The 22,119-nt window shown below is 73.6% G+C and carries 20 protein-coding genes and 2 tRNA genes; 7 read left to right on the plus strand and 15 right to left on the minus strand.

The window, feature by feature from the left end; translation table 11 throughout:
• Window positions 1–4: 4 nt before the first annotated feature.
• Genes DS079_RS17500 through DS079_RS13905 form a run of 4 tightly spaced genes read right to left on the minus strand, consistent with a single transcriptional unit; the run spans window position 5 to window position 2,526 of the window.
• Window positions 5–187, minus strand: coding sequence for a hypothetical protein (locus tag DS079_RS17500; RefSeq protein WP_241237672.1), 183 nt, complete (start codon window positions 185–187; stop codon window positions 5–7).
• Entirely contained in the window at window positions 184–762 is a 579-nt protein-coding gene (locus tag DS079_RS13895) for a Pr6Pr family membrane protein (RefSeq protein WP_241237673.1), read from the minus strand. Before DS079_RS13895 ends, DS079_RS17500 begins: the two co-directional genes overlap by 4 nt.
• Window positions 759–1,550: an NAD-dependent epimerase/dehydratase family protein gene (locus DS079_RS13900; RefSeq protein ID WP_126988454.1), complete on the minus strand. Its 792-nt coding sequence runs from the start codon at window positions 1,548–1,550 to the stop codon at window positions 759–761. The genes DS079_RS13895 and DS079_RS13900 overlap by 4 nt, the downstream gene beginning before the upstream one ends.
• Before the next feature lie 28 nt (window positions 1,551–1,578).
• Entirely contained in the window at window positions 1,579–2,526 is a 948-nt protein-coding gene (locus DS079_RS13905) for a LysR family transcriptional regulator (RefSeq protein ID WP_126988455.1), read from the minus strand.
• A gap of 176 nt (window positions 2,527–2,702) precedes the next feature.
• On the opposite strand from DS079_RS13905, the gene DS079_RS13910 reads away from it, so the two are divergent.
• Window positions 2,703–3,812, plus strand: coding sequence for an NADH:flavin oxidoreductase/NADH oxidase (locus tag DS079_RS13910; protein WP_126988456.1), 1,110 nt, complete (start codon window positions 2,703–2,705; stop codon window positions 3,810–3,812).
• A 5-nt stretch (window positions 3,813–3,817) separates the two neighbouring features.
• On the opposite strand, the gene DS079_RS13915 is transcribed toward DS079_RS13910, so the two are convergent.
• The 3 genes from DS079_RS13915 to DS079_RS13925 all read right to left on the minus strand — a co-directional run bounded on the left by DS079_RS13915 (window position 3,818) and on the right by DS079_RS13925 (window position 6,866).
• Window positions 3,818–4,621, minus strand: coding sequence for a GTP pyrophosphokinase (locus DS079_RS13915; protein ID WP_126988457.1), 804 nt, complete (start codon window positions 4,619–4,621; stop codon window positions 3,818–3,820).
• A gap of 156 nt (window positions 4,622–4,777) precedes the next feature.
• Complete coding sequence (locus DS079_RS13920; RefSeq protein ID WP_241237674.1) at window positions 4,778–5,548, minus strand: methylenetetrahydrofolate reductase; 771 nt, start codon at window positions 5,546–5,548, stop codon at window positions 4,778–4,780.
• Window positions 5,549–5,627: 79 nt separating this feature from the next.
• Window positions 5,628–6,866 carry a glycine cleavage T C-terminal barrel domain-containing protein gene (locus DS079_RS13925; protein WP_126988459.1) on the minus strand — a complete coding sequence of 413 codons (1,239 nt, stop codon included), beginning with the start codon at window positions 6,864–6,866 and terminating at the stop codon, window positions 5,628–5,630.
• 182 nt (window positions 6,867–7,048) lie between these two features.
• Between DS079_RS13925 and DS079_RS13930 the strand changes: the two genes are divergently transcribed.
• Both DS079_RS13930 and DS079_RS13935 read left to right on the plus strand, forming a co-directional pair.
• Window positions 7,049–7,852 (plus strand): IclR family transcriptional regulator, encoded by an 804-nt coding sequence (locus DS079_RS13930; RefSeq protein WP_126988460.1) that lies wholly within the window; start codon window positions 7,049–7,051, stop codon window positions 7,850–7,852.
• Between the two features lie 9 nt (window positions 7,853–7,861).
• Complete coding sequence (locus DS079_RS13935) at window positions 7,862–8,878, plus strand: hypothetical protein (protein WP_126988461.1); 1,017 nt, start codon at window positions 7,862–7,864, stop codon at window positions 8,876–8,878.
• A 34-nt stretch (window positions 8,879–8,912) separates the two neighbouring features.
• On the opposite strand, the gene DS079_RS13940 is transcribed toward DS079_RS13935, so the two are convergent.
• Window positions 8,913–9,149, minus strand: coding sequence for an alpha/beta hydrolase family protein (locus DS079_RS13940; RefSeq protein ID WP_126988462.1), 237 nt, complete (start codon window positions 9,147–9,149; stop codon window positions 8,913–8,915).
• Between the two features lie 795 nt (window positions 9,150–9,944).
• Here DS079_RS13940 and DS079_RS13945 point away from each other — a divergent pair.
• On the plus strand, window positions 9,945–10,517 hold the full coding sequence (locus DS079_RS13945; RefSeq protein WP_126988463.1) for a sugar O-acetyltransferase: 573 nt from the start codon (window positions 9,945–9,947) through the stop codon (window positions 10,515–10,517).
• Between the two features lie 150 nt (window positions 10,518–10,667).
• Here DS079_RS13945 and DS079_RS13950 read toward each other — a convergent pair.
• Window positions 10,668–10,743 (minus strand) — tRNA-His (locus DS079_RS13950).
• A 245-nt stretch (window positions 10,744–10,988) separates the two neighbouring features.
• A complete protein-coding gene (locus DS079_RS13955) occupies window positions 10,989–11,972 on the minus strand; it encodes a diaminopimelate dehydrogenase (RefSeq protein WP_126988464.1) in 984 nt (327 codons plus the stop codon).
• A 148-nt stretch (window positions 11,973–12,120) separates the two neighbouring features.
• Between DS079_RS13955 and DS079_RS13960 the strand changes: the two genes are divergently transcribed.
• Window positions 12,121–12,474 carry a thiamine-binding protein gene (locus DS079_RS13960; RefSeq protein ID WP_126988465.1) on the plus strand — a complete coding sequence of 118 codons (354 nt, stop codon included), beginning with the start codon at window positions 12,121–12,123 and terminating at the stop codon, window positions 12,472–12,474.
• Between the two features lie 73 nt (window positions 12,475–12,547).
• Here DS079_RS13960 and orn read toward each other — a convergent pair whose 3' ends face one another.
• Window positions 12,548–14,449 carry an oligoribonuclease gene (gene orn / locus DS079_RS13965; protein ID WP_126988466.1) on the minus strand — a complete coding sequence of 634 codons (1,902 nt, stop codon included), beginning with the start codon at window positions 14,447–14,449 and terminating at the stop codon, window positions 12,548–12,550.
• A gap of 139 nt (window positions 14,450–14,588) precedes the next feature.
• Here orn and DS079_RS13970 point away from each other — a divergent pair, with 139 nt between their 5' ends.
• A complete protein-coding gene (locus tag DS079_RS13970; RefSeq protein WP_126988467.1) occupies window positions 14,589–15,137 on the plus strand; it encodes an acyl-CoA thioesterase in 549 nt (182 codons plus the stop codon).
• A gap of 91 nt (window positions 15,138–15,228) precedes the next feature.
• Window positions 15,229–15,828: an OsmC family protein gene (locus tag DS079_RS13975; protein WP_126988468.1), complete on the plus strand. Its 600-nt coding sequence runs from the start codon at window positions 15,229–15,231 to the stop codon at window positions 15,826–15,828.
• Between the two features lie 256 nt (window positions 15,829–16,084).
• Here the strand turns inward: DS079_RS13975 and DS079_RS13980 are convergent, their stop codons facing one another.
• The 4 genes from DS079_RS13980 to DS079_RS13995 all read right to left on the minus strand — a co-directional run bounded on the left by DS079_RS13980 (window position 16,085) and on the right by DS079_RS13995 (window position 22,093).
• Window positions 16,085–16,336 (minus strand): hypothetical protein, encoded by a 252-nt coding sequence (locus DS079_RS13980; protein WP_053918101.1) that lies wholly within the window; start codon window positions 16,334–16,336, stop codon window positions 16,085–16,087.
• A gap of 34 nt (window positions 16,337–16,370) precedes the next feature.
• Window positions 16,371–16,443, minus strand: a tRNA-Arg gene (locus DS079_RS13985).
• Window positions 16,444–16,502: 59 nt separating this feature from the next.
• Window positions 16,503–17,414 carry a DNA-formamidopyrimidine glycosylase family protein gene (locus tag DS079_RS13990; RefSeq protein WP_126988469.1) on the minus strand — a complete coding sequence of 304 codons (912 nt, stop codon included), beginning with the start codon at window positions 17,412–17,414 and terminating at the stop codon, window positions 16,503–16,505.
• On the minus strand, window positions 17,414–22,093 hold the full coding sequence (locus DS079_RS13995) for an ATP-dependent helicase (RefSeq protein ID WP_126988470.1): 4,680 nt from the start codon (window positions 22,091–22,093) through the stop codon (window positions 17,414–17,416). The genes DS079_RS13990 and DS079_RS13995 overlap by 1 nt, the downstream gene beginning before the upstream one ends.
• Window positions 22,094–22,119 lie beyond the last annotated feature (26 nt).

A 22,119-nucleotide genomic window follows, 5' to 3' on the forward strand; every position in this document is an offset into this window, starting at 1 on the left:
GGCCTCACCCTAGCGAGCGCTCCAGGGCCCCGGCCGGGACCTCCTTCCTGCGCAGCCGACCCTCCGCCAGGTGCACGAGCGCCGCGAACAGGAGGAAGGCGAGCAGCACCACGCCGGTCGTCGCCAGCACATGCGGCCAGGACGACGCGGTCGGGTCGAGGAAGGCGTAGGGGTACCAGCCGGTCACGCCCCGCGCACCCAGGTCGCGACGAGATACACGACCGGATACGCCAGCCATGCCAGGACCCGCCGGGCCGACGGGGTGCGGCGCCGCGGGGTCAGGAGCCAGTCCAGCAGCGCCGCGACCGGGGCGAGACGGTGGAGCACGATCCCCGTCCAGCCGATGTCCCAGCGCAGCAGCTCGTCCAGCGGCGCGACCAGCAGCGCGTAGATGGTCCCGGTCATCACGAGATAGAACGCGACCGCGCCGCGCAGGTCGTCCCACCACGGCGGTCGCCGTCGCCGGGACAGCGCCGTCCCCGCCAGCAGCAGGGCGGCGAAGGCGAGGTTGGACTGGTTCGTGAAGAAGGAGAGGTGCTGAGCGAGGGAGCCGTCCCGGATCGCGGTGAGGGTGCTGGTGAGCAGGGCCGCCAGGACGAGGATCGCGACGGCGACCCGTGCGCCGCGGGCCGCGCGGACGGCGGTCGCCGAGCGGCCCGATGGTGCCGCCGGCGGCGGCGTCGCCGCGGGCGCCGCCGATCCGGACTGCTGCGGCGTTGGGCGAACGGCGGGGGAGGAGCGCGGCTCCTGGGCGCCGCTCATGAACCGCGCGGCCAGGAGTCCCGCACCGGGGCACCTCCCTCGACGACGTGCTCTCTCGCACCGGGCAGGGACGTCCAGGCGTCACGGGGACGGTAGCCGAGCTCGAGATGGGTGTTCGTCATGGACCAGCGTCGGTCGGGGTTGTCGGAGATGGCGTAGTACAGCCCGAAGCGGACCTCCGCCTCGATCGCGCACCGCACCACCTCGGTGCAGTCCGCAGGGCTGAGCCACATGGCGCGCAGGATCTCCTCCTCCGCCTCGAGCGGGTCCTCGCTGAACCAGCCGATGCGGAGGCAGATCACGTCCAGGCCGTGCTCGTCGTGGTAGAAGCGGCCGAGGGTCTCGCCGAAGACCTTCGAGACCCCGTACAGGGAGTCCGCCCGCGGCGGCTGGTCGGGGTAGACAGGCCACAGCTCGTGGCGGTCGTACATCCCGAAGGCATGGTTCGAGGAGGCCAGCACCACGCGCCGCACGCCGGCCCGGTGCGCCGTCTCGAGCACGTTGCGCACGCCGACGATGTTGGCCTCGAGCACCGCCTCCCAGCTCGACTCCGGCGAGGAGGCCCCGGCCATGTGCACGACGGTGTCGACGCCGTCCATGAGCGCGGCCACCTCCTCGAGGTCCGCGAGGTCGGCGAGGCGCAGCTGCCTCCCCGGCGGCGCCTCGTCCGGATCGCGGCCGTGGAGGACGAGCTCGTAGTCCTCCGTCAGCGTGCGGGCCAGGTGGGAGCCGATCCCTCCGGTCGCTCCGGTGATCAGGACTCGTCGTCGAGCGGTGTTCCCCGTCATGCCCCCAGTATGGGCCTCGTGGTCCCGGTCACGCAGGCGCGAGGCGAGGATTCTCCGCCGTCCGGGCCGCCTCCAGCAGCGCCTCCGCCACCTGCCCCGTCGCGGAGTTCTGCTCGGCGCCGGGGCGCTGCACCAGCATCAGCGTCGTGGTGCGCGGGCGCTCCGGCTCCTGGAGCTGCACGAGCGAGCCCGCGGCGAGGTCCGCCGCGCACAGCGAGCGCGGCAGCACCGAGTAGCCGGCCCCGGCCCGCACCGCGGCGATCACTGCGTGCAGGGACGGCACCGTCAGGGCCGGGCCCACCGCGGGATGCTGCTTGCCGTACTGGGTGCGCCAGTAGCGGCGCACCACGGGCATGTCGTCGGCCGTGGAGACCAGCGGCACCGCCGCGAGGGCCGCGCAGACCGGCACGCCCTCCGAGCGCGCCTCGACGCGGCCGGCCCAGGCCGGGGCGGCGACCAGCAGATGCTCCTCCTCCGCGAGCTCCGTGACCGAGAGCGCCCGGCCGCGCGGCCGCTGGGCGGTGATCAGCAGGTCGTGCCGGCCCTCGCGCAGCTGCTCGAGCAGCTCCTCGTCCTCCCCGGTCGCCACGTGCACGCGCACCCCGCCCGCGACCAGCGGGGCGAGCGCGGGCAGCACGTGCGAGCACAGCAGCTCCGGGGGCCCTGCCAGGTGCACCGGCGCGGTGCGCCCGTCGAGCTCGCAGTTCCCGCCCGCGACCACGTCGAGATCGTCCAGCGGTCCGGAGATCCGCTCGGCGAGCTCCCGGGCGAAGGCGGTGGGCTCCACCCCGCGCGGCAGGCGCTGGAAGAGCTGGCGCCCCAGCTGCTCCTCGAGGCTGCGGATCTGCGCCGTGACGGTGGGCTGGGTGAGCCCGAGCGCGGGGGCCGCCGCGGTGAAGGAGCCCGCCCGGTGCACGGCGAGGAAGGTGCGCAGCAGGTTGAGGTCCTGGACGGGAGCGAGAGTGGAGGTCGTCACAGCGCCGAGGCTAGCCGCGCCGATGACCTCACGCCATAGGAAGAGGGATACCTCCCATAGGGCCTGCTATTGGCGTGCGCATGTCGGGCCGCACTAGCGTCCCGGACATCGCCGCGCTCGGCGTCCCGCACGGAGCGCCGCCGGCCCGACCGCCCCCGACCCACGGAGGTCCCTCCATGTCCCAGCACCTGCTCGCCCCGATCACCCTGCGCGACCTCACCGTCCGCAACCGGATCTGGGTCCCGCCCATGTGCCAGTACTCCGTCGCCGCCGGTGACGGCGTCGCCACCGACTACCACCTGATGCACTACGGCTCCTTCGCCCGCGGCGGCGCCGGCGCCGTGATCCTCGAGGCCACCGGCGTGGTCCCCGAGGGGCGCATCGCCCCGCAGGACCTCGGCCTGTGGGACGACGCCCAGCGCGAGGCGCTGCGCCCGATCGTCGACCTGATCCACTCCTTCGGCGCGGCGGCCGGGATCCAGCTCGCCCACGCCGGGCGCAAGGCCTCCACCGAGCCCGAGTGGGGCACCCCGCACCCCGGCGCCTCCCTCGCAGGCGCCGACGGCGGCTGGGAGACCGTGGCCCCCTCCGCGATCGCCTACGACCAGCTCACGGAGCCCACCGCCCTGGACGAGGCGGGGATCGACGAGGTCGTCGAGGCGTTCGTCGCCTCCGCCGTGCGCGCCGTCGAGGCGGGCTTCGACCTGATCGAGATCCACGCCGCCCACGGCTACCTGCTGCACGAGTTCCTCTCGCCGCTGAGCAACCAGCGCACCGACTCCTACGGCGGCGAGCTCGCCGGCCGTGCCCGCCTCCTGCTGCGCGTCGTGGACGCGGTGCGCGGCGCTGTCCCCGTCGGCATGCCGCTGCTGGTGCGCATCTCGGCGACCGAGTGGGTCGAGGGCGGCTTCGACCTCGACCAGGCGACCCAGGTCGTCACCTGGCTCGGCGAGCACGGCGTGGACATGGTCGACGTCTCCTCCGGCGGCAACGCCGTGCTGCCCGAGGGGGCGGAGATCCCCGTCGGCCCCGGCTACCAGACGCCGCTGGCCGCGCACCTGCGCGAGCACACCGAGATGCCGGTCTCCGCGGTCGGCATGCTCGATACGCCCTTCCAGGCCGAGCACGTCCTCGCCACCGGTCAGGCCGACGTGGTGCGCGTCGGCCGCGCCTTCCTGCGCGAGCCGAACTGGGGCCTGGACGCCGCCCTCGCCCTGCGCGGCGACGGCGAGATCGTCCCGCCCCAGTACCGGCGCGCCTTCCGCCAGGCCCTGCGCCGCGGCTGAGCGGCTCAGCCTGCCGCGCTGCCCGTCGGCGGCGCGGCAGGCCCGGGCCTGCCCGGGAACAGGCCGCTGCCCCCGCCGGGCGCGGCCTGCGGACGGATCTCCCCGCGCAGCCGCTCCATCCGCTGGTCGAGCTCGTCCGCGACCCGGGCCGCGTCGTCGAGCTCGGCCCGCAGCGCGGGCGGGAGTTTCTTCTCGTACTTGTAGGAGAGCTTGTGCTCGGTGCTGGCCCAGAAGTCCATCGCGATCGTACGGATCTGCAGCTCGACGGGCACCTGCTCCACATGGGTGGAGAGATAGACCGGCACCTGCACGATCAGGTGCAGGGAGCGGTAGCCGTTGGGCTTCGGGGAGGCGATGTAGTCCTTGACCGTGAGCACCTCGAGATCGCCCTGGGCGGCGAGGATGTCCGCGATCCAGTAGGCGTCCGCGACGAAGCTGGTGGTGATGCGGATGCCCGCGATGTCGTGGATCCGCTCGCGGATCGCGCGCACCGTCATCTCGCCCTCGGTGCGCAGCGCCTTCTCCATCAGGGACTCCACCGACTTCAGCCGAGTGCGCACGTGCTCGATGGGGGAGTAGTCGTGCATCTGCTCGAACTCCTTGCGGAGGACCTCCACCTTCGTCAGCACCTCGTCGATGCCGAACTGGTAGTGCATCCGCAGCGCGATGAACTCCTCGTACACCTGCCGCAGCCCCGCCGCGATCTCCTCCTGCTCTGCCGGGGTCGGGACATGCCCGCCGGTGCGCGCCGTGACCAGCTCACGGACCCTGTGCTCAGGGGGCTCCTGCGGTGAAGGGGCTGCGTCCATCCGTCGACTCTCCTCGCGGGATGCGGGTTCGGGAGGTCGATCCTGCCAGAGCGGACTGGGCGCGACGTGGACGCGCGCCGACCGTGGACGGGGCGGTGCCCGAGCCGCCGAGCCGTCGCTCGAGAGGAGCGGGCCGTGGTCCGACCGACCCCGGGATCAGGCGCGCCCGATGCGCGCCTGCCACCACGCCGCCGTCTCCGCGAGGGAGTTGAAGGTGAACACGTGCGGGGCGGCGAGTCCAGGGAGCTCGGCCGCCGCGAGCGCGTCCAGCAGCGGGTCGGGGTCCCAGTGGCCGGGTCCCAGCAGTCGCCGCACGCCGGAGGACTCGGCGGTCAGCATCCGCAGGGAGCGGCCCACCCCGATCCGGGTGCCGATCCGCAGCAGCCGGGTGCGGCTCGCCGGCGCCGCGACGCCCGGGCGCACCGCCATGTCGATCCCGGCCTCCCGCAGCTGCTCCGCCCAGGTCAGCAGGGGGTCCGGGGAGAACAGCATCTGGGTGGCGACATAGGAGGCGTGCTCCGCCTTCCGCCGCAGCAGCTCGAGCGCCGCCGCGGGGTCGGCATGCGGATGCCCCTCGGGATGCGCGCCGACGCCGACCACGAGCCCGCGCCCGGCCGGGGCGATCGCCTCGAGCAGCGTGAGCGCCCCGTCGTAGGGGCCCGCGGGCGGGGTCGCGTCCCCGGCGATGACGAACAGCTCCTCGATGCCCGCGCCGCCGAGCCGCTCCAGGATCCTCTCGAGCGCGTCCGGCCCCTCGACCATCCGCGCGGCGAGGTGCGGGACCGCGACCATGCCCCCGGCGGCGAGCGCCGTCGCCGCCTCGAGCGTCGCCTCGAGCCCCTGGGCGGGGGAGGCGGTGACCGTCACCCGCGACCCGGCGGGCAGGTGCTCGAGCGCGCGCTCGGCGATGCCGGGCAGCGGGATCACCTCGAACTGCGCCTGCCGTGACGCCGGGTTCGGGGGAGGGGAGCCCCCGGGGCCCGACGTCGCGGACGTGCCTGCCCGGTCAGCCACCGGCGGCGGCCTCCCCGGCGAGCGCTCCGACATCGGCCTTCGGCTGCTCCTTCGCCGGGTCGATGAACGGCTTCGGCACCACGGTCGCCGCCACCGGCGGGACGGTGGAGGGGAGACGGGCGCCGGGGCGCTCGCCGACGTCGACCGTGAACTCCGTGCCGAGGGCGGAGAGTCCCGCCGGCACGAGGGCGAGGCCGATGTTCTTCTCGAGCCGCGGGGAGAAGCAGGCGGAGGTCACCTTCCCGACCACCTCGCCGTCGTGCATCACGGGGAAGTGGTCGATCATCGAGCCGTCGTTGTAGGTGCCGAGCCGCTCGCCGCCGATCTCGAGGCCGACGAGCATGCGCCTGGGCCCCTCGGCCTTGACCTTCGCCAGCGCCGCCTTGCCGAGGAAGTCGGCCTCCTGGTCGAGGTCCACCATCCAGTCGTAGCCCATCCCCACCTCGAAGGGGTTGGTGTCCACGGTGATGTCGGCGCCGTGGGCGAGCATCCCGCCCTCGATGCGGCGCATGTGGCACGGGCCGATGACCCGCAGGCCGTGCGGCTCGCCGGCCTCGAGCACCTTCGCCCAGAGCCGCTCCGCGTCGTGCGAGGCGTTCTTGACGTAGATCTCGTAGCCGATCTCGCCGGTGTACCCGGTGCGGGAGACGATCACCTCGATCCCGTCGATCGTGAACTCGTGGAGGTAGTAGTAGCGGATGTCCGCCACCGCTTCGCCCACGAGATCGCGCAGCACGGCATAGGACTTCGGGCCCTGGACCTGCACGGGGCCGACGTCGATCTCCTCGATGCTGACGTCCATCCCGGCGTAGGCCGCGACGCCGCGGGCCCACAGCAGGATGTCGCTGTCGGCGAGGGAGAGCCAGAAGCGGTTCTCCTCCAGGCGCAGCAGGATCGGGTCGTTGAGGATCCCGCCGTGCTGGTCGCAGAGGAAGACGTACTTGCACTGGCCCACCTTGCACTTCGAGAGATCGCGGGTGACCAGCAGGTTGGTGAAGTCGAAGGCGTCGGGGCCGGAGATCTCGATCTGCCGCTCCACGCCGACGTCCCACAGGGTCACGCCCTGCAGCAGGGCCCAGTACTCCGCGAGCGGATCGCCGTAGTGCCGGGGGTGGTACGTGTGGTTGTAGACGCTGTAGAGCGCCACCACGTGCTGTCTCGAGGCGTAGAAGAACGGGGACTTGCGGATCCGGGGGTAGAGCATGACCCCGGGATCGGGGTTCACCGCCATGGTGTCCTCCTCGGGTCGGGACGTCGATGTCCGCTGTCCTCCTACTCTGGCACCCGCGTGCAGTATGCGCAATGGTGTGCGCAATGCGCAACGAGGGCGGTATCCTCGGGCCGACGGCGTCGGAGCGGACGAGGCACAGAGCCCCGGACGCGGCGCCGAGCAGAAGGAGGACGGAGCGAGGGATGACCGAGCGAGCCACGACGGAGCGGAGCACGACGGCCCACGGGGCGGTGCAGTCCGTGGACCGGGCGGTGAAGGTGCTCGAGACGATCGCGCGCGAGGACGGGGCGAGCGTGGCGGCGATCGCCCGTGAGCTGGAGGTCCATGCCTCCACCGCCTCGCGCCTGGTCGCCTCCCTCGAGCGGCACGACCTCGTCGAGCGAGGGGACGACGGCGCCGTGCAGCTGGGCGTGGGTCTGCTGCGCCTGGCCTCCGCTGCCCGGCCGCGCCGGGACCTCACCGCGATCGCGGGCCCGGTCTGCGAGGCGCTCGCCGAGGAGCTCGGGGAGACCGTCAACGTCGCGGTGCTGCGCGGCGGCGTCGCGGTGAACCTCTACCAGGCCCAGGCCCGCAGCACCGTCGCGATGCACAACTGGGTGGGCGACCGGACCGTGCTGCACGCGACCTCGAGCGGGAAGATGCTGCTGGCGCACCTGGACCCGGCCCAGCGACGCGAGCTGTTGCGCGGCGAGCTCGAGTCCTTCACCGCGCGCACCCTCACCGATCCGGCCGCTCTCGAACGGCAGCTGGACGAGGCGCGCGAGCGCGGCTGGGCCCAGGCCGTCGAGGAGTTCGAGGAGGGTCTGGTCGCGCTCGCCGCCCCGGTGCGCGGCCCCGAGGGCACCGTGATCGCGGCCGTCTCCGCCGCTGGCCCCGCCTACCGGCTCGCCCCGGAGCGGCTGCCCGAGGCGGCGGAGGTGCTGCGGGCCGCGACAGAGGAGATCTCCCGCCGCCTCGGCCACCGCGGCGACCTGCGCGACCTCTAGGATCAGCAGATGCTCCTCATCGCCCGGGCCTCGCAGGACGAGATCCTCGCTGCCTTCGCCCCGCTCCGCCTCCCCGAAGACCCTGACCGGACGTGGCACGTGGGGCCCACAGCCCCGAGCGGGTGGACCGCGGCCTGGGTCGAGGAGGAGACGACGCTCCCCGAGACCTGGGACCTGGTGCTCCTCGGCGAGGTCGGGGATCCGCGCGTGGTGCGCGTCCGCACCGGGGGAGCGGAGCGGAGGTTCGCCTGGGACATCCACGACGCGAGCATCCCGGGGGAGGTTCCCGCCGCCATCGCGGCGACGCTCGGGATGCCCGGCACCGAGGCGGCGTTCCGCCTCGCTCTCGAGGAGCACCTGCTCGGGGAGACGACTGCGGAGGAGGAGGACCTCGCCCTCTCCCAGGTCGCCGAGGCCCTCGGCGGGGCCAGAGGCAGGAACGGGCTGCCCGAGCTGGAGAACGACACCTTCCGGGAGGTGCTGCTGGACCGCGGCGATGCCTCGCGACGCCGCGATCTCGCCGAGCAGTTCTTCTACGGGGAGGAGGGCTGGGTGCTCACGGAGATCGGCGGGGACTGGTTCACCGTGCATTCCGCCGACACACCCGAGCTCGGCGCGGGGCCCTTCGACCTCGACGACGCGTCGGGCGAGGACCAGCCGGTGCTCGTGCTGTGGCGCGGCAGCGGCTCCGGCGCCGTCCTCGAGGACCGGGAGGACCTCATGGAGCTCATCCAGTGGAACACCGGCTGGGTCGAGCAGATCGACGACTCCGCAGAGCGTGCCACGACCGGCGAGGCGCTTGTCGAGGCCTTCGGCGTGGGGGAGGGAGCGCGTCGCCTCCGCGATCTGTGCGCCGTGCGGACCGTCGACGGCGATCCCCTCGCCCAGCTGCTCGAGCTGCTGGACATCCCGCGCACCGCCCTGCTGGTCCTGGACGACGACCCCTCGGCCCCCGAGCCGATGTCGATCGACGCGCCGGGCGGCTTCCTCCGCGGGGTGAGGCGGCTCTTCGGAGGGCGCGGCTGACGCGGGCCGGGAGCGATGGTCCCGGCGGGCACGGTCAGCGCCGACGGGAGGAGCCGGCCGGTTCGTGGTCCTCGAGCGGGGCGAGGAAGCGCTCGATCCCGTCCACGACGGCGCGGAAGCGCGGGGAGGCGAACACGTCGAAGCCGTGCTGGGCACCGGGCAACTCCGCGGAGAGGACCGGGGAGGGCGAGCCGGCGCGCAGGTGCGCCGCGAGGTCCCGGGCCTGCTGGACCGGGACCCAGTTGTCCAGCGTGCCGTGGAGCACCAGCATCGGCGGTGCGCCATGCGGTGCATCAGGTGGCGGGACTCGAAGTGTCTGCTGCCGGTGGAGTACCCGCCGCCGTGGAAGTACAGCAGCACCGGGGCGGGGGAGTCCGCCTCATGGTCGCGGCGACGGTACAGGTCCAGGCGGTGCTCGCGCCCGCCCGGGCCGTAGGCGAGGCCCGGGACGCGCTCGACCTCCCGCGGGCGCAGCGGCAGCGGAGACAGCCAGGCCCAGCGGAAGGGGCGCGCCCCCTCCGGGCGGCCCACGATCCGGAGGATCACGGCGCGGCTGCGGGAGATCCGCCGCTGGATCAGCACGAGGCCGAGGAGCACGAACAGCCCGAGGGTGATCCCGGCCGCAGCGGCGAGCGGCCCGAGCGCGGGACCGTCGTCGGAGGGCAGCAGCGAGGGGGCGAGGTTCAGCGTGAGCAGGAGCAGCACCAGCATCGGCAGCTCGTTCAGGGCGACGCTGAGGTAGTACACGGCCCGGGCCAGCAGTAGGGGGCGACGCGGGGGCCTGAGCATGAGGGCGATGACCCCCGCCCAGATCACGAGCGTGAGGAGGAGACCGTAGGACATGGGATCCTTCCGCCGCCCCGCACCGATGCGCCGCGGCCTACGGCGCCCGCAGGACGGGGAGCCGACCGGGATGCGGCGTGTCGCCGCCATCGACCCTAGAGCGAACCGCGGCGTCGGGCCAGGCCCCCGGCGCCGCCGGCACCGTCCGCCGCCGACTCGCCGTGCGAGTGTCGGTAGCCTGCCTCCGAGGCCGCGTGCTGCGGTCGGAGCGAGGAGGAGAGCCGTGGAGCTGCAGGACCTGCTGGACGCGATGAACGCCGGGGAGCGGATCGAGGGCGGCTCGCCGCTGCACGAGGTCATGCACGTGGCGAGCCAGCAGGCGATGCGCGTGACGGCCGAGCTCAACGGCTCCTATCACGAGCCCGCGCGGGTGCGGGAGCTGCTGGCCGAGCTCACCGGCATGGAGATCGCGGAGAGCGTCACGCTCTTCCCTCCGTTGACCGCGGACTTCGGGCGGAACCTCCGCCTCGGCGAGCGGGTGTTCATCAACTCCGGCTGCCGCTTCCAGGACCAGGGCGGCATCACGATCGGCGACGACTGCCTGATCGGGCACGATGTCGTGATGGCGACGCTGAACCATGACATGGACCCGGCGCGCCGTGCGGATCTGCACCCCGCGCCGATCGTCGTCGGGAACCGGGTGTGGATCGGCGCGAAGGCGACCGTGCTGCCCGGGGTCACGATCGGGGAGGACGCCGTGGTGGGCGCCGGGTCCGTGGTGACGAAGGACGTCCCCGCCGGGACGGTCGTCGTCGGCTCCCCGGCGCGGGTGGTGCGCGAGGTGCCGCGGAGCTGAGGGGAGGGCCGGCCGTCGGGCTGCGCGCTGAGGGGCGACCCGACGAGCGAGGGCTGCCACGGAGGTCTCCTACGAGGTGCGGCGTAGTCCGCAAGGTGGCCCGCACGAGCGGCGGGTAAAGAAAAAACGCCCTGTCACCAGGGCGTTTCTTGGGGTGATCGACGGGATTTGAACCCGCGACCGCCTGGACCACAACCAGGAGCTCTACCAACTGAGCTACGACCACCATGTGCGACCTGACGGCCTGCAACGAGAGATCAGCATACCCGGTCCGAGCGGTGCTTTCCTCCACGAAGCGGCTCGCAGGAGTGTGAGACGCATTGCATCGGCGACAGCGGCCCGGACGGCGCCACGACGGCGGGCGCGATCCTCGCTCGGCGTCGCCGGGTGATGCGCCCCAGCAGCCGCCGGACGGATGGCCCGCACGGCACCTGCCGACCGGGCCCTCCCGCGGTCACAGCGGGGCGCCGCTCAGAGCAGCTCGGCGCGCAGCTGCTCGGGCGACTTCGGGGAGAGCAGGCCCGGCGCCACGTCGAAGGGGGTCCGCGCGCCGTGCTCGCCGGTGGCGGCCAGGCGTGCGGCGGCCCGGGCGTAGGCGACCAGCACGCTCGCGGTGAACTCGGGGTTCGACTCCTCCTGCGGGTGGTATTCGATGGTCTGCGTCGTGCCGGGGGAGGACTCGCCGGAGCGGATCACGAAACCGCCGTGGGGCGCGCCCCGGTGGTCGCGGGCGAGCTCCTCGGCGGTGATGAAGTGGACCGTCGTGTCGTAGGGCTCGAAGTAGTGCGGCATCGTCACGATCTCCTCGCGCACCGCCTCGGCGTCGGCGCCCTCTTCGAGCACCACGAAGCACTCGCGCACGTGCTTCTCGCGGGTGCTGAGCTCGGGCCGTTCGCCGGCGCGCACCCGCGCGATCGCGTCCTCGGAGGGGATCGTGTACTGGACGGCGCCGGCGACCCCGTCCACGCGGCGCACCGCGTCGGAGTGCCCCTGGGACAGGCCGCGGCCCCAGAAGGTGTAGGTGTCGCCGGAGGCGAGGATCGCCTCGCCGAAGAGGCGGTTGATCGAGAACAGGCCGGGGTCCCATCCGGTGGAGATCAGCGCCGTGGTGCCGGCCTCGCGGGCCGCGGCGTCCACGGCCGCGTAGTGCTCGGGGATCCGGGCGTGGGTGTCGAAGCTGTCCACGACGGTGAAGCGGGCGGCGAGCTGCGGGGTCTGCGCGGGCAGATCCGACTTCGAGCCGCCGCATAGCACGAGCACGTCGATCTCGCCGGGCATCGACTCGAGCGCGTCCATCGAGCGGACCGCGGTGTCCTCGAGGGCGGTGGTCAGGGTCGACGGGTCGCGGCGCGTGAAGACGCCCACCAGCTCCATGTCCTCCTGGAGGGAGACGGCGAGCTCCACGCCCCGTCCCAGGTTCCCGTAGCCGACGATTCCGAGGCGATGTGCAGTCATTGTCCTTGCTCTGGTCGAGGGGAGGCGCCCGCAGCGGCGGACGCCCTGGTCGATGCTACTGAAGCGCCGCCGACCGGGAGCAGGAGAGCCACGTGACGGGCTCGCGTCCCGCGTTGCACCGCCCCTGGGGGAGGGGGAGACTGGCGGCATGATCGTCGCCTTCTCCGTCCAGCCCACCGGTGCCCCCTCCGACCCGGCCCTCGCCCGCGATCTCGGGGAGGGGGCCGACGCCGCGAGCGTGCACGACGCCGTCGCCGCCGCGGTGCGGGTCGTGCGCGACTCCGGCCTGCCCACCCGCACCTCCTCGATGTTCACCGAGATCGAGGGGGAGTGGGACGAGGTCATGGACGTCGTCAAGCGCGCGACCGACGAGGCGGGCCGCTACGGCTCCCGCGTCTCGCTCGTGCTCAAGGCCGACATCCGCCCCGGCCACGACCGCGGCGAGCTCGACGGGAAGATCGAGCGGATGGAGGCCGCCGCGTCCCGGCTCGAGCAGAGCTGACCTCCGCCCGCCGACAGGACCTGCCCCCGGTGCAGCACCGGGGGCAGGTCCTGTCATCAGCGGCGGGACCTGATCAGAGGTCGCTGTCCAGCAGCCCGTCGCGCAGCGCTGCCGACAGCGCCGGGGCGAGGGGCAGGCGCGGGATCAGCACGCACTGCAGCGCGTGGTAGATGTCGGGCTTGCCCGGCCAGGTCACGCCCTGCGGCTCGTTCTCGGCGTCGAGCTCGTGGAACCACGAGCCCTCCTCGGGATCGAGCAGATAGGTGGAGATGTACTCCCACCACTGCTCGTAGCGCTCGGCCCAGACGCGCTCCCCGGTCACCCGGTGCATCACGGCGGCCGCGGCGACGGCCTCCGCCGCCACCCAGTGCATCCGCTCGGAGGAGACGGGCGCGCCGTCCCAGTCCACGGTGTAGACCCAGCCGGGCTTTCCGTCGGCGCCGAAGGCCGCGGCGGACTTCTCCATCAGGGCGGTCGCGGCCTCGAGCATCCACTCCGGCGCTTCGCCGTCCAGCGCGATGAGGGACGCGCGGGCCTGGAGCACCAGGCGGGACCACTCGATCCAGTGCCCGATCGTGGCGCCGTAGGGGCGGAACGGGTGGGCGGGCTCGTCGCGGTTGTAGTCCAGCAGCGGCGACCACTCCACGTCGAAGTGCTCGGGCAGCGCCCAGTCGTTGGCGCGCGCGAACTCATCGATCGCCCGGGTCGCGATGCCGACGGCACGGTCCAGCCAGCGCCGCTGCCCGGTCACGTCGGCCGCGGCCAGCAGCGCCTCGACCGTGTGCATGTTCGCGTTGATCCCGCGGTACTCCTCGCACTCGGAGAAGCTGCGGTCGAAGGTGTCCACGCTCATCCCGGAGCGCTCGTCGAAGAACTTCGTATCGAGCACAGCGAGCGCCTCGTCCAGCAGCTGCTTCGCACCGGGCCGGCCGGCGGCGGTCGCGGAGGAGGCGGCGAGGACCACGAAGGCGTGGGCGTAGGCTTGCTTGGAGTCGTCCACGGTGCGGCCGCCCTCGACCGAGGCGAACCAGCCGCCGTGCTCGTCGTCGTGGAAGACGCCGCGCAGCGAGGCGATGCCGTGATCGGCGAAGCGGCCGAAGTCCGGGCGGCCCAGCATGTGGCCGAGCGCGAAGGCGTGCGTCATCCGGCAGGTGATCCACAGCTCGGAGGGGCGGGAGAGGTCCGGGGCGCCGGTCTCGTCCAGCCAGGCGAATCCGCCGTCCTCCCGCACCGACTCGGAGCCGAAGACGAGCAGCTCGTCGGCCTCGCCCTCGAGCCAGCTGCGGTGCGAGGCGCGGTCCAGCCAGGGCACGTGCGGAGCGGGCGCGGGCAGGGCCGGGGCGGTCTCGGCGTCCTCGCGCAGCTCGAAGCGGCGCGCGGCTTCCTGGGCCTGGGCGGTGGTGGGGCCGGGCTCGGAGACCAGCAGCACCTCGCGGTAGTACTTCAGCTCCTGGATCGACTCGCGGATGTCGGCGAGCGCGCGGTGGCCGCCATGCTTGGCGGGGATGTTGTAGTACACCCGCGGGAACCAGCGCTTGGCCAGCTCCTTCAGGCTCGAGACGTCGATGGTGCGATAGGAGAGCCAGCCGGCGAACTCGGGCACGTCGCGGTCCAGGAAGGCGCGGTCGGTGCCGACGCTGTTGCCGGCCAGCGGCGCCTTCCCCGGCTCGGGGCAGTGCTCCTTGACGTAGGCGAGGCACTGCGCCTCTGCCTCGGCGAGGGTCATGCCGCCGTCGAGCTCCTCGAGCAGGCCGGAGACGGTGTGCATGTTCACCACGAAGGGATCCATGCCCTGCAGCGCCTCGGCCGGGGGCTTGATCACGACGTCGACGCCGTCCCCGAGGATGTTCAGATCGGCGTCGGTCACGAGGACGGCGATCTCGACCAGCGCATCACGCTGCTTGTCGAGCCCGGTCATCTCGCAGTCGACCCAGATGATGCGGTCGTTGATGGCACGAGTGGAGCTGGAGGTCACCGGACAACAGTAGCGCGAGGCCCGATGCCCCGGGCGGCCTCCGGGGAGGGGTGGGGACGAGCGTGCCGTCCCCGGGTAGTTACCCTGAGGTCATCTGGTGTCGACGACGAGCCGACGAGAGCCCCGGGAGGGATCCGCCATGAACATGTACCTCCGCCTGCTGCTGTTCCTGCTGCGAGTGCGCGCGAAGTCCCCGCTCGGCATCTGGGACACCTCTCGTGCGAGCTTCCGCGTGAACCCGGCCGACCTCGACGTGCAGCGCCACATGAACAACGGCCGGTACCTCTCGATCATGGACCTCGGCCGCATGGACCTCATGCTCCGCTCCGGCTTCTGGAAGCGGATCACCGACGCCGGCTGGTACCCGGTGGTCGCCGGGCAGACCATCACCTACCGCCGCTCTCTCACCCTCGGGCAGAGGTTCGAGCTCGCCACCCGCGTGATCGGGTACGACGAGCGCTGGATCTACATGGAGCAGGTGTTCCGCCGCGGCGACACCGTCATCGCCGACGCGATCGTCCGCGCCCGCTTCCTGCGCAGCTCCGGCGGGTCGGTCGACGTGCAGGAGGTGCTGGACCTGGTCGGGCAGCCGCCCGCGGACCTCATGCTGCCGGACTGGGTGGAGACCTGGAACCGCGAGTCCTCCGCGCACAGCCGGGCGCTGGCGGACCAAAACCGCGGCCGCTGAGCTCTCGTCGGCCCGACACGGCGGACTGCACGGATGACGGCCTGTGACAGGAGGGCGTGACGAGCGCTCGGCCCGTCCCTACGGTGGCGCCGTGACACTCTCCGACACCACCACCGACACCTTCTCCCTCACCACCGCGACCTCCGTCTCCGCCGCCGACCTCGCCGACAGCGCCGCCGCCCGCGCCGACCGCCTCGACGCGGCGGGCACCGCCTGGGGCGAGCGCATCGACGCCCGCCGAGACTCCGCACAGCTCACCTACACCGTCAACGGCCAGGGCGTCGGCGCCGTCGCGAGCACGCTCCGCGCCGGCCGCCACGAGTTCGCCGTGGACGAGCCCGCTGCCCTCGCGGGCGACGATCTCGCCGCGAGCCCCGTCGAGGTCGCGCTCGGCGCCCTGATCTCCTGCCAGGTCGTGGTCTACCGGCTCTACGCGCACGCGCTCGGCATCCAGGTCGACGACATCGACGTCACCGCGGAGGGAGACCTCGACGCGGCGCGGCTCTTCGGCAAGGACGAGTCCGTGCGGGCCGGGTTCGGGGACGTGCGCCTGCGCGTCCGCCTCACGGGACCGGAGAGCGCCGAGCGCTACGAGGAGCTCCGCGCGGCCGTCGACGCCCACTGCCCCGTCCTGGACCTCTTCCAGAACCCGACGCCCGTCACCACCCGCGTCGAGGTCGCCGCCGGCTGACCTCGACCGCGTCGGGCGCCCGGCCCGCAGTGCCGAATCGGTGTCGCGGAGGGGGATATCCGGCGCGACGGACAGCAGCCGGATCCGGTCGGGAACGGAGCATCTCCGCGCGCGCCGCCTCGGCCTGGACGACGTAGATCCTGCCGGTGCGGGACATGCCCACACCCCTCTCGCGTCCGTCGGTCGGCTCGACGGCACGGGCGCGCCCTGCCTCGAGGCCGCGGCTCCGCGGCACGCTCCGCCAGGGGAGGCGGGGTCACTCCAGTGCCGCGGAGCGCCGCCTGACCTCCTCTACCAGGCTGATCACCAGCAGGACCACCACGACAGCCAGCAGGACCCACTGCTCGTACGGGATCGCGAGCATGCCGGCGACCCCGAGCGCGGCGAGATAGACGATGTGCAGCACCTTCAGCGGCACGCCCAGCAGGCGCGCGCCGAAGGGGGTGCGGGCGAGTCGCAGGAGGAGCAGCAGCGCGATCGCGCCGAAGCTCAGCACCTTGAGGATCATGGGCGGCCTCTCGAAGGCGGTGCGGGGCTATGAGCGCCCCCAGCAGGACTCGAACCTGCAACCTACGGATTAGAAGGCCGTTGCTCTATCCATTGAGCTATGGAGGCTGACGGCGCACGAGTCTACCGACGCTGCGGCGCCGCCACGGCCAGGAACGCAGTCCGTCTCAGCGACGTCGGCCACGCCGCGGGGCCGCCGACGGGGCCGGCGCGCCGGGTCCGGCCTGGCAGCGGGGGCAGAACCACAGCACCCGTGCCTCGGTGCCCTCGAGCCGCGGTTCGGCGAGCTCGTCGCGCTGGATGCGGGTGCGGCAGCGGCGGCACTGCTTCCCGCCGCGGCCGTAGACCCACAGGTCCCCGTCCCGGCCGAGCATCCCGCCGGTGGTCACCCGCACCTCCCGGTCCCGGTTCAGCTCGAGCAGACGATGGGCGAGGTCGACGAGCGCGCCGGGGTCCTTCTCCGCGGAGACGGGAGCGGCGGGGTGGAGCCGGCGCAGGAAGCACAGCTCGCTGCGGTAGATGTTCCCGATCCCGGCCATGATGTGCTGGTCCAGCATCGCGAGGCCGATCGGTCGCTCCGGCTCGGCAGCGAGGTTCGCGAGCGCCCGCTCCCGCAGGGAGGGGTCCTCGTCCCAGGCGGGATCGAGCAGGTCCGGGCCGAGGCTCCCGAGCAGCTGCTCCTCGTCGGCCGTGCGCAGCAGCTTCACCTGCTTCACGTCGTAGGCGATCGCCCGCATCTCACGCCCGTCCTCGTGCCGGGCCTCGAGCGCGATGCGGATCGTGGACGGGTCTCGAGGCCCGGCGCTGGTGTCGCTCGAGCGCAGGGCCCTGCCGTCCACGTGCCAGATCCCGTCCATCATCAGATGGCTGTGCAGCGTCATCGGCGGCGCACCGGGCACTGGCGGGACGAGCCGGATCAGCAGGTGCTTGCCCCGCGGGCGCACCTCGCGGACGGTCCAGTCGACGAGGTCCGCGGTCGCCGCACGCGGGACCCGGAGGTCGCAGACGGTGAGCACGGCGCCGGCGAGCGCGTGGTCGAGGATCCGGCACTGGCGCGCGACGGTGTCGCCCTCGGGCATCAGCGATCACCCGCCCGCAGCCTCAGCGAGCGCGGGGAGCGGTAGCAGCCGGCCTCCGCGAGCGCGGCCGTGATCGCCGCGACCGGCTCGGTGTCGATCCCGTGCCCGTCGATCCGCTCGATCCGCAGCTGCGGGAGGCGGGAGTCCTCGGCGATCGCACGGACGAGCTGGGCGGCGGCCTCGGGCGTCGCCTCCTCGTCGGCCCACCACAGCAGGTGCTTGCCCCCCTTGTCGACATAGGCCTGGACGTGCCCGTCCCGCAGCAGCACGAGCGCACCGGCGCGGCGGGCGGGCCGTGCCGTCGTCCCTTCGGGCGGGGTGATCGGCAGCGCCGGCCAGGGCAGCGCCGCGCCGTAGGGGTTCGCCGGATCGGTCGCGGCGAGCGCGACGGCGACCGCCTCGGCCGACGGGCCTGCCGCGCCGCCGTCGGGCCCGTCGGCGCCGCGTCCGGCCTCCGCCTCCCGGTCCCGGTCGCGCAGCAGGTCCACCGCCTCGGCGGGCGCGAACTGGGAGGCGCCGAGCCCGTCGACGAAGTAGCCGCGGCGGCAGCTGCCGTTCTCCTCGAGCGCGGAGAGCACCCGGTACACCGCGGCGAACCCGCCGGTGACGTCCTCGACGTCCATCGCCCCGCGGGTGACCACGCCGTGACGGTCCAGCAGCAGCGTCGCGAGCGCCGCGGCACGGGCGGCGGGGTCGACCGGCTCGACCCGCACCGCGGACCAGCGCCCGGCGCCGACGGGCCGGGTCACGAGCTCGGAGCGGCTGGACGCGCCCTGGCGCATCATCGCTGCGGAGAGCCGCGCCGCGCCCCGCCGTCCCAGGCTGCGCGAGCGTGTCGGGGTGCGGGCCGACGGTGCCTTGGCCGGCCCGCGGCCGTAGGAGCGCAGCGCCTCGAAGGAGTCGTTGGTGACCAGGCCCGTGAAGGCGAGGTCCCACAGCGCCTCGTGCAGGTCCTGCGGCCGGGCCGCCTCCCCGTCGTCGGCCAGCGCGGTGAGGATCTCGCCGTGCCGCAGCGCGCCCGGGGTGGTGCGCAGCAGGGCCAGGATCCGGCTCGCGATAGAGCCGTCCGGGAGGGCGTCGGCGGCCGCCTCGAGCGCGTCGGCGTCGAGCCCCAGGGGGAGGGCGTCGGCGAGGTGGAGACGGATCCAGCCGTCGTCGGCGCCGAGTCGGCCGTGCCCGGTCCACACCAGCTCCCCGCTCGCGAAGGCGGCATCCAGCAGGGCGGGCGTCACCTCCGGCAGCCTCGCCGGCAGCACTTGGGACTCCCAGGCCGACAGCGGCAGCGACACCCCGGCGAGCTGATCCACGACCGAGAGCAGACCGTCCTGCCCGGTCCAGGTGCCGCGCTCCCGTCGGCCGCCGGGGCGGCGCCCCACCAGGTGCTGCCACTGGCCGAGGAAGCGCGCGTAGACGGGCCCCGCGACGGGCGCGATCTCGCGCCGGGAGGCGGCGAGGCTCGCGCGGCGGATGCGGCGCAGCACCTCGACCTCGACCCATTCCTCGCCCTCGCGCCCGGGCGTGAACTCGCCCTGGGACAGGACCCGCTCGGCGGTGAGCTGCTCGAGTGCGGCGCGCGCCACGCCCGGGGCGAGACCGAAGGCCTGCACCGGTGCGTCGGCGAGGAAGGGGCCACGGCCGCGCGCCCAGCGGGAGAGCAGCTGGGGGACCGCCCGGTCCACCGCGGCCAGGTGCACCTCGGGGATCCCCGGCGGCAGCGCCGTGCCGAGCGCATCGCGCAGGAGGCCCGCGTCCTCGATCGCCGCGAGATGCTCCGCCCCGGCGATCCGCACGGTGATCACGCGGCGGGACTGCTCGAGCTCGCTGCGAGCCGCGTCGAGATCGAGGCCGTCCACAGCGCGCTCGGCGAGCTGCGCGGGGGTGAGCGGGCCCAGACGGCGCAGCGCGTCCGCGATCTGCTCGGGCCCGCGCAGCGCCCGCTCCTCGGTCAGGCCCTGCAGGCGCTGCTCGACCTCGGCGATCACCTCGGCATCCAGCAGCTCGCGCAGGCTCACCGTGCCCAGCAGCTCGGCCAGCAGCGACTGGTCCAGCGCCAGCGCGGCGGTGCGACGCTCGGCCAGCGGCGCATCGGTGTCGTACAGGAACTGCGCCATGTAGCCGAACAGCAGCGAGCGCGCGAAGGGAGACGGAGAGGGAGTCTCGACCTCGCGCACCTGCAGGCGACGCCGCCTGACCTTCGTCATCAGCTCGACCAGGGCCGGCAGGTCGTAGACGTCCTGGAGGCACTCCCGCGCCGCCTCGAGCATGATCGGGAAGTCCGGATGCGGCCTGGCCACCTCGAGCAGGTGCGCGGCGCGCTGACGCTGCTGCCACAGCGGCGCCCGCTGGTTCGGGTCACGGCGCGGCAGCAGCAGCGCCCGGGCCGCGCACTCCCGGAACCGGGCGGCGAACAGGGCGGAGGAGCCGACGAGACGGCGCACCTCCTCCTCGATCTCCTCGGGCGTGAACACGAACAGGTCCGCGCCGGGCGGCTGCTCGCCGTGCGGGATGCGCAGCACGATCCCGTCGTCCCCGGCCATGACCTGGCCGTCCAGGCCGTAGCGCTCCTCGACCCGGGCGCCGACGGCGAGGGCCCACGGCCCTGTGATCCGCTGCCCGGCCGCGCAGTGCAGCACGACGCGCCAGTCCCCGAGCTCGTCGAGGAAGCGCTCGACGACGAGCTGGTCCGGGCCGGGCACCGCGCCGGTGACCTGCTGCTGCTCGTCGAGCAGGTCGAGCAGGACGGTGCGCGCGTTGTCATCGAGGCCGAGGCCGGTGAGGCGTTCGTCGGCCTCGGAGCGGGGGAGGGCGGCGAGCTCGGACTGCGCGGCGGAGATCGCTCGGCCGAGGCTCGCGGGCCGCCCGTCCCCGTCGCCGTGCCAGAACGGGATCCGCCCGGTGAGCCCGAAGGCGGGGGAGACCGTGACGCGGGAGGCGGTGATCTCCTCGATGCGCCAGCTGCTGGTCCCCAGCGTGATCACGTCCCCGCGTCGGGACTCGTAGACCATCTCCTCGTCGAGCTCGCCCACGCGCCGCGGCTGGGTGTCGCCCTCGGCGGCGACCAGGTGCACGGGATACAGGCCCCGGTCGGGGATGGTGCCGCCGCTGGTGACCGCGAGACGCTGCGCGCCGGGCCGGGCGGTGAGTGTGCCGGCCTCGCGATCGTGGACGAGCCGCGGCCGCAGCTCGGAGAAGTCGGTGGAGGGATAGCGCCCGGCGAGCAGGTCGACGGTCTGGTCGAAGGCGGAGCGGGGCAGCGCCCGATAGGGGTGCGCCGAGCGGACCAGGTCGTACCAGGCGTCGACCTGCAGGTCCTCCATCGCGGCGGCGGAGACGGTGTGCTGGGCGAGGACGTCCAGGGCGTTGCGCGGCACGGTCAGCGGCTCGATCCGCCCGGCGACCGCCTCCTGCACCGCGACGGCGGAGCGCAGCACGTCCACTGCGTGCAGCGGGTGCAGTGATCCCTCGGAGACCGCGCCGACGTCGTGCCCGGCCCGGCCCACCCGCTGCAGCAGGCTCGAGACCGACATCGGCGCCGCGACCTGCAGCACCAGGTCCACCGCGCCCATGTCGATGCCGAGCTCGAGGGAGCTGGTCGCGACCACGCAGCGCAGCGTCCCCGACTTCAGCTGGTCCTCGATCCCGGCCCGGACCTCCTTGGACATCGAGCCGTGGTGGGCGCGGGCGATATCCTCGACCTCGACGAGCTCCTCCGCCTCCCCGTCGGGCCCCGCAGCCGCCTCCGTCGTGACCCGTCTCGCGTGCAGCCGGTTCAGCTTCCCGGTGAGGCGCTCGGCCTGGCTGCGGGAGTTCGTGAACACGATCGTGGAGCGGTGGGCGAGGACCTCCTCCAGCACCGCCCGCTCGACGTGGGGCCAGATCGTCCCCGAGACGTCCTCGTCGTCGACCGCATCGGCGGGCGGCTCGATCGCCTGCAGGTCCGCGACCGGGAGCGTGATCCGCATGTCCCAGCGCTTGGTCGACGGCGGCCGCACCACCACCGCGTCCCGTCCTCGCGCAGAGCCGGCGAGGAAGGCGGCGACCTCCTCGACCGGCTCCACCGTCGCCGACAGCCCGATTCGCTGCGCCGGGGCGGGGAGCATCGCATCGAGCCGCGCCAGGGACAGCGCCAGGTGCACGCCCCGCTTCGTGCCGGCCACGGCATGGACCTCGTCGAGGATCACCGTGTCCACGCCGCGCAGCGTCTCCCGCGCCTGCGAGGTGAGCATCAGGAACAGCGACTCGGGGGTGGTGATGAGGATGTCCGGAGGATGGGTCGCGAGCCGGCGCCGCTCCGCCGGCGGAGTGTCCCCGGTGCGTACGCCCACGCTCAGCCGGCGCCGGGGCAGGCCGAGCCGCTCCGCCGTGCGCGCGGTGCCCACGAGCGGCGAGGTCAGGTTCCGCTCGACGTCGACGCCGAGCGCCTTCAGCGGCGAGATGTACAGAACGCTCGTCGCGGCAGACGACGGCGTCGGAGAACCGGCCAGTCGGTCGATCGCGCTGAGGAACGCGGCGAGGGTCTTGCCCGACCCCGTCGGCGCGACCACGAGGGTGTCCTGCCCCTGCTCGATCGCCTCCCACGCCGCGGCCTGCGCCGGGGTGGGCGCCTCGAAGGACTCCTCGAACCACGCCGTCGTGGCAGGGGAGAACGAGGAGGGCAGGCGCGGACGGGGCGTGGCCATCGCACCATTGTGGACCGCCGCCCCGA

Source organism: Brachybacterium paraconglomeratum, assembly GCF_003994255.1.
GTDB lineage: Bacteria > Actinomycetota > Actinomycetes > Actinomycetales > Dermabacteraceae > Brachybacterium > Brachybacterium conglomeratum.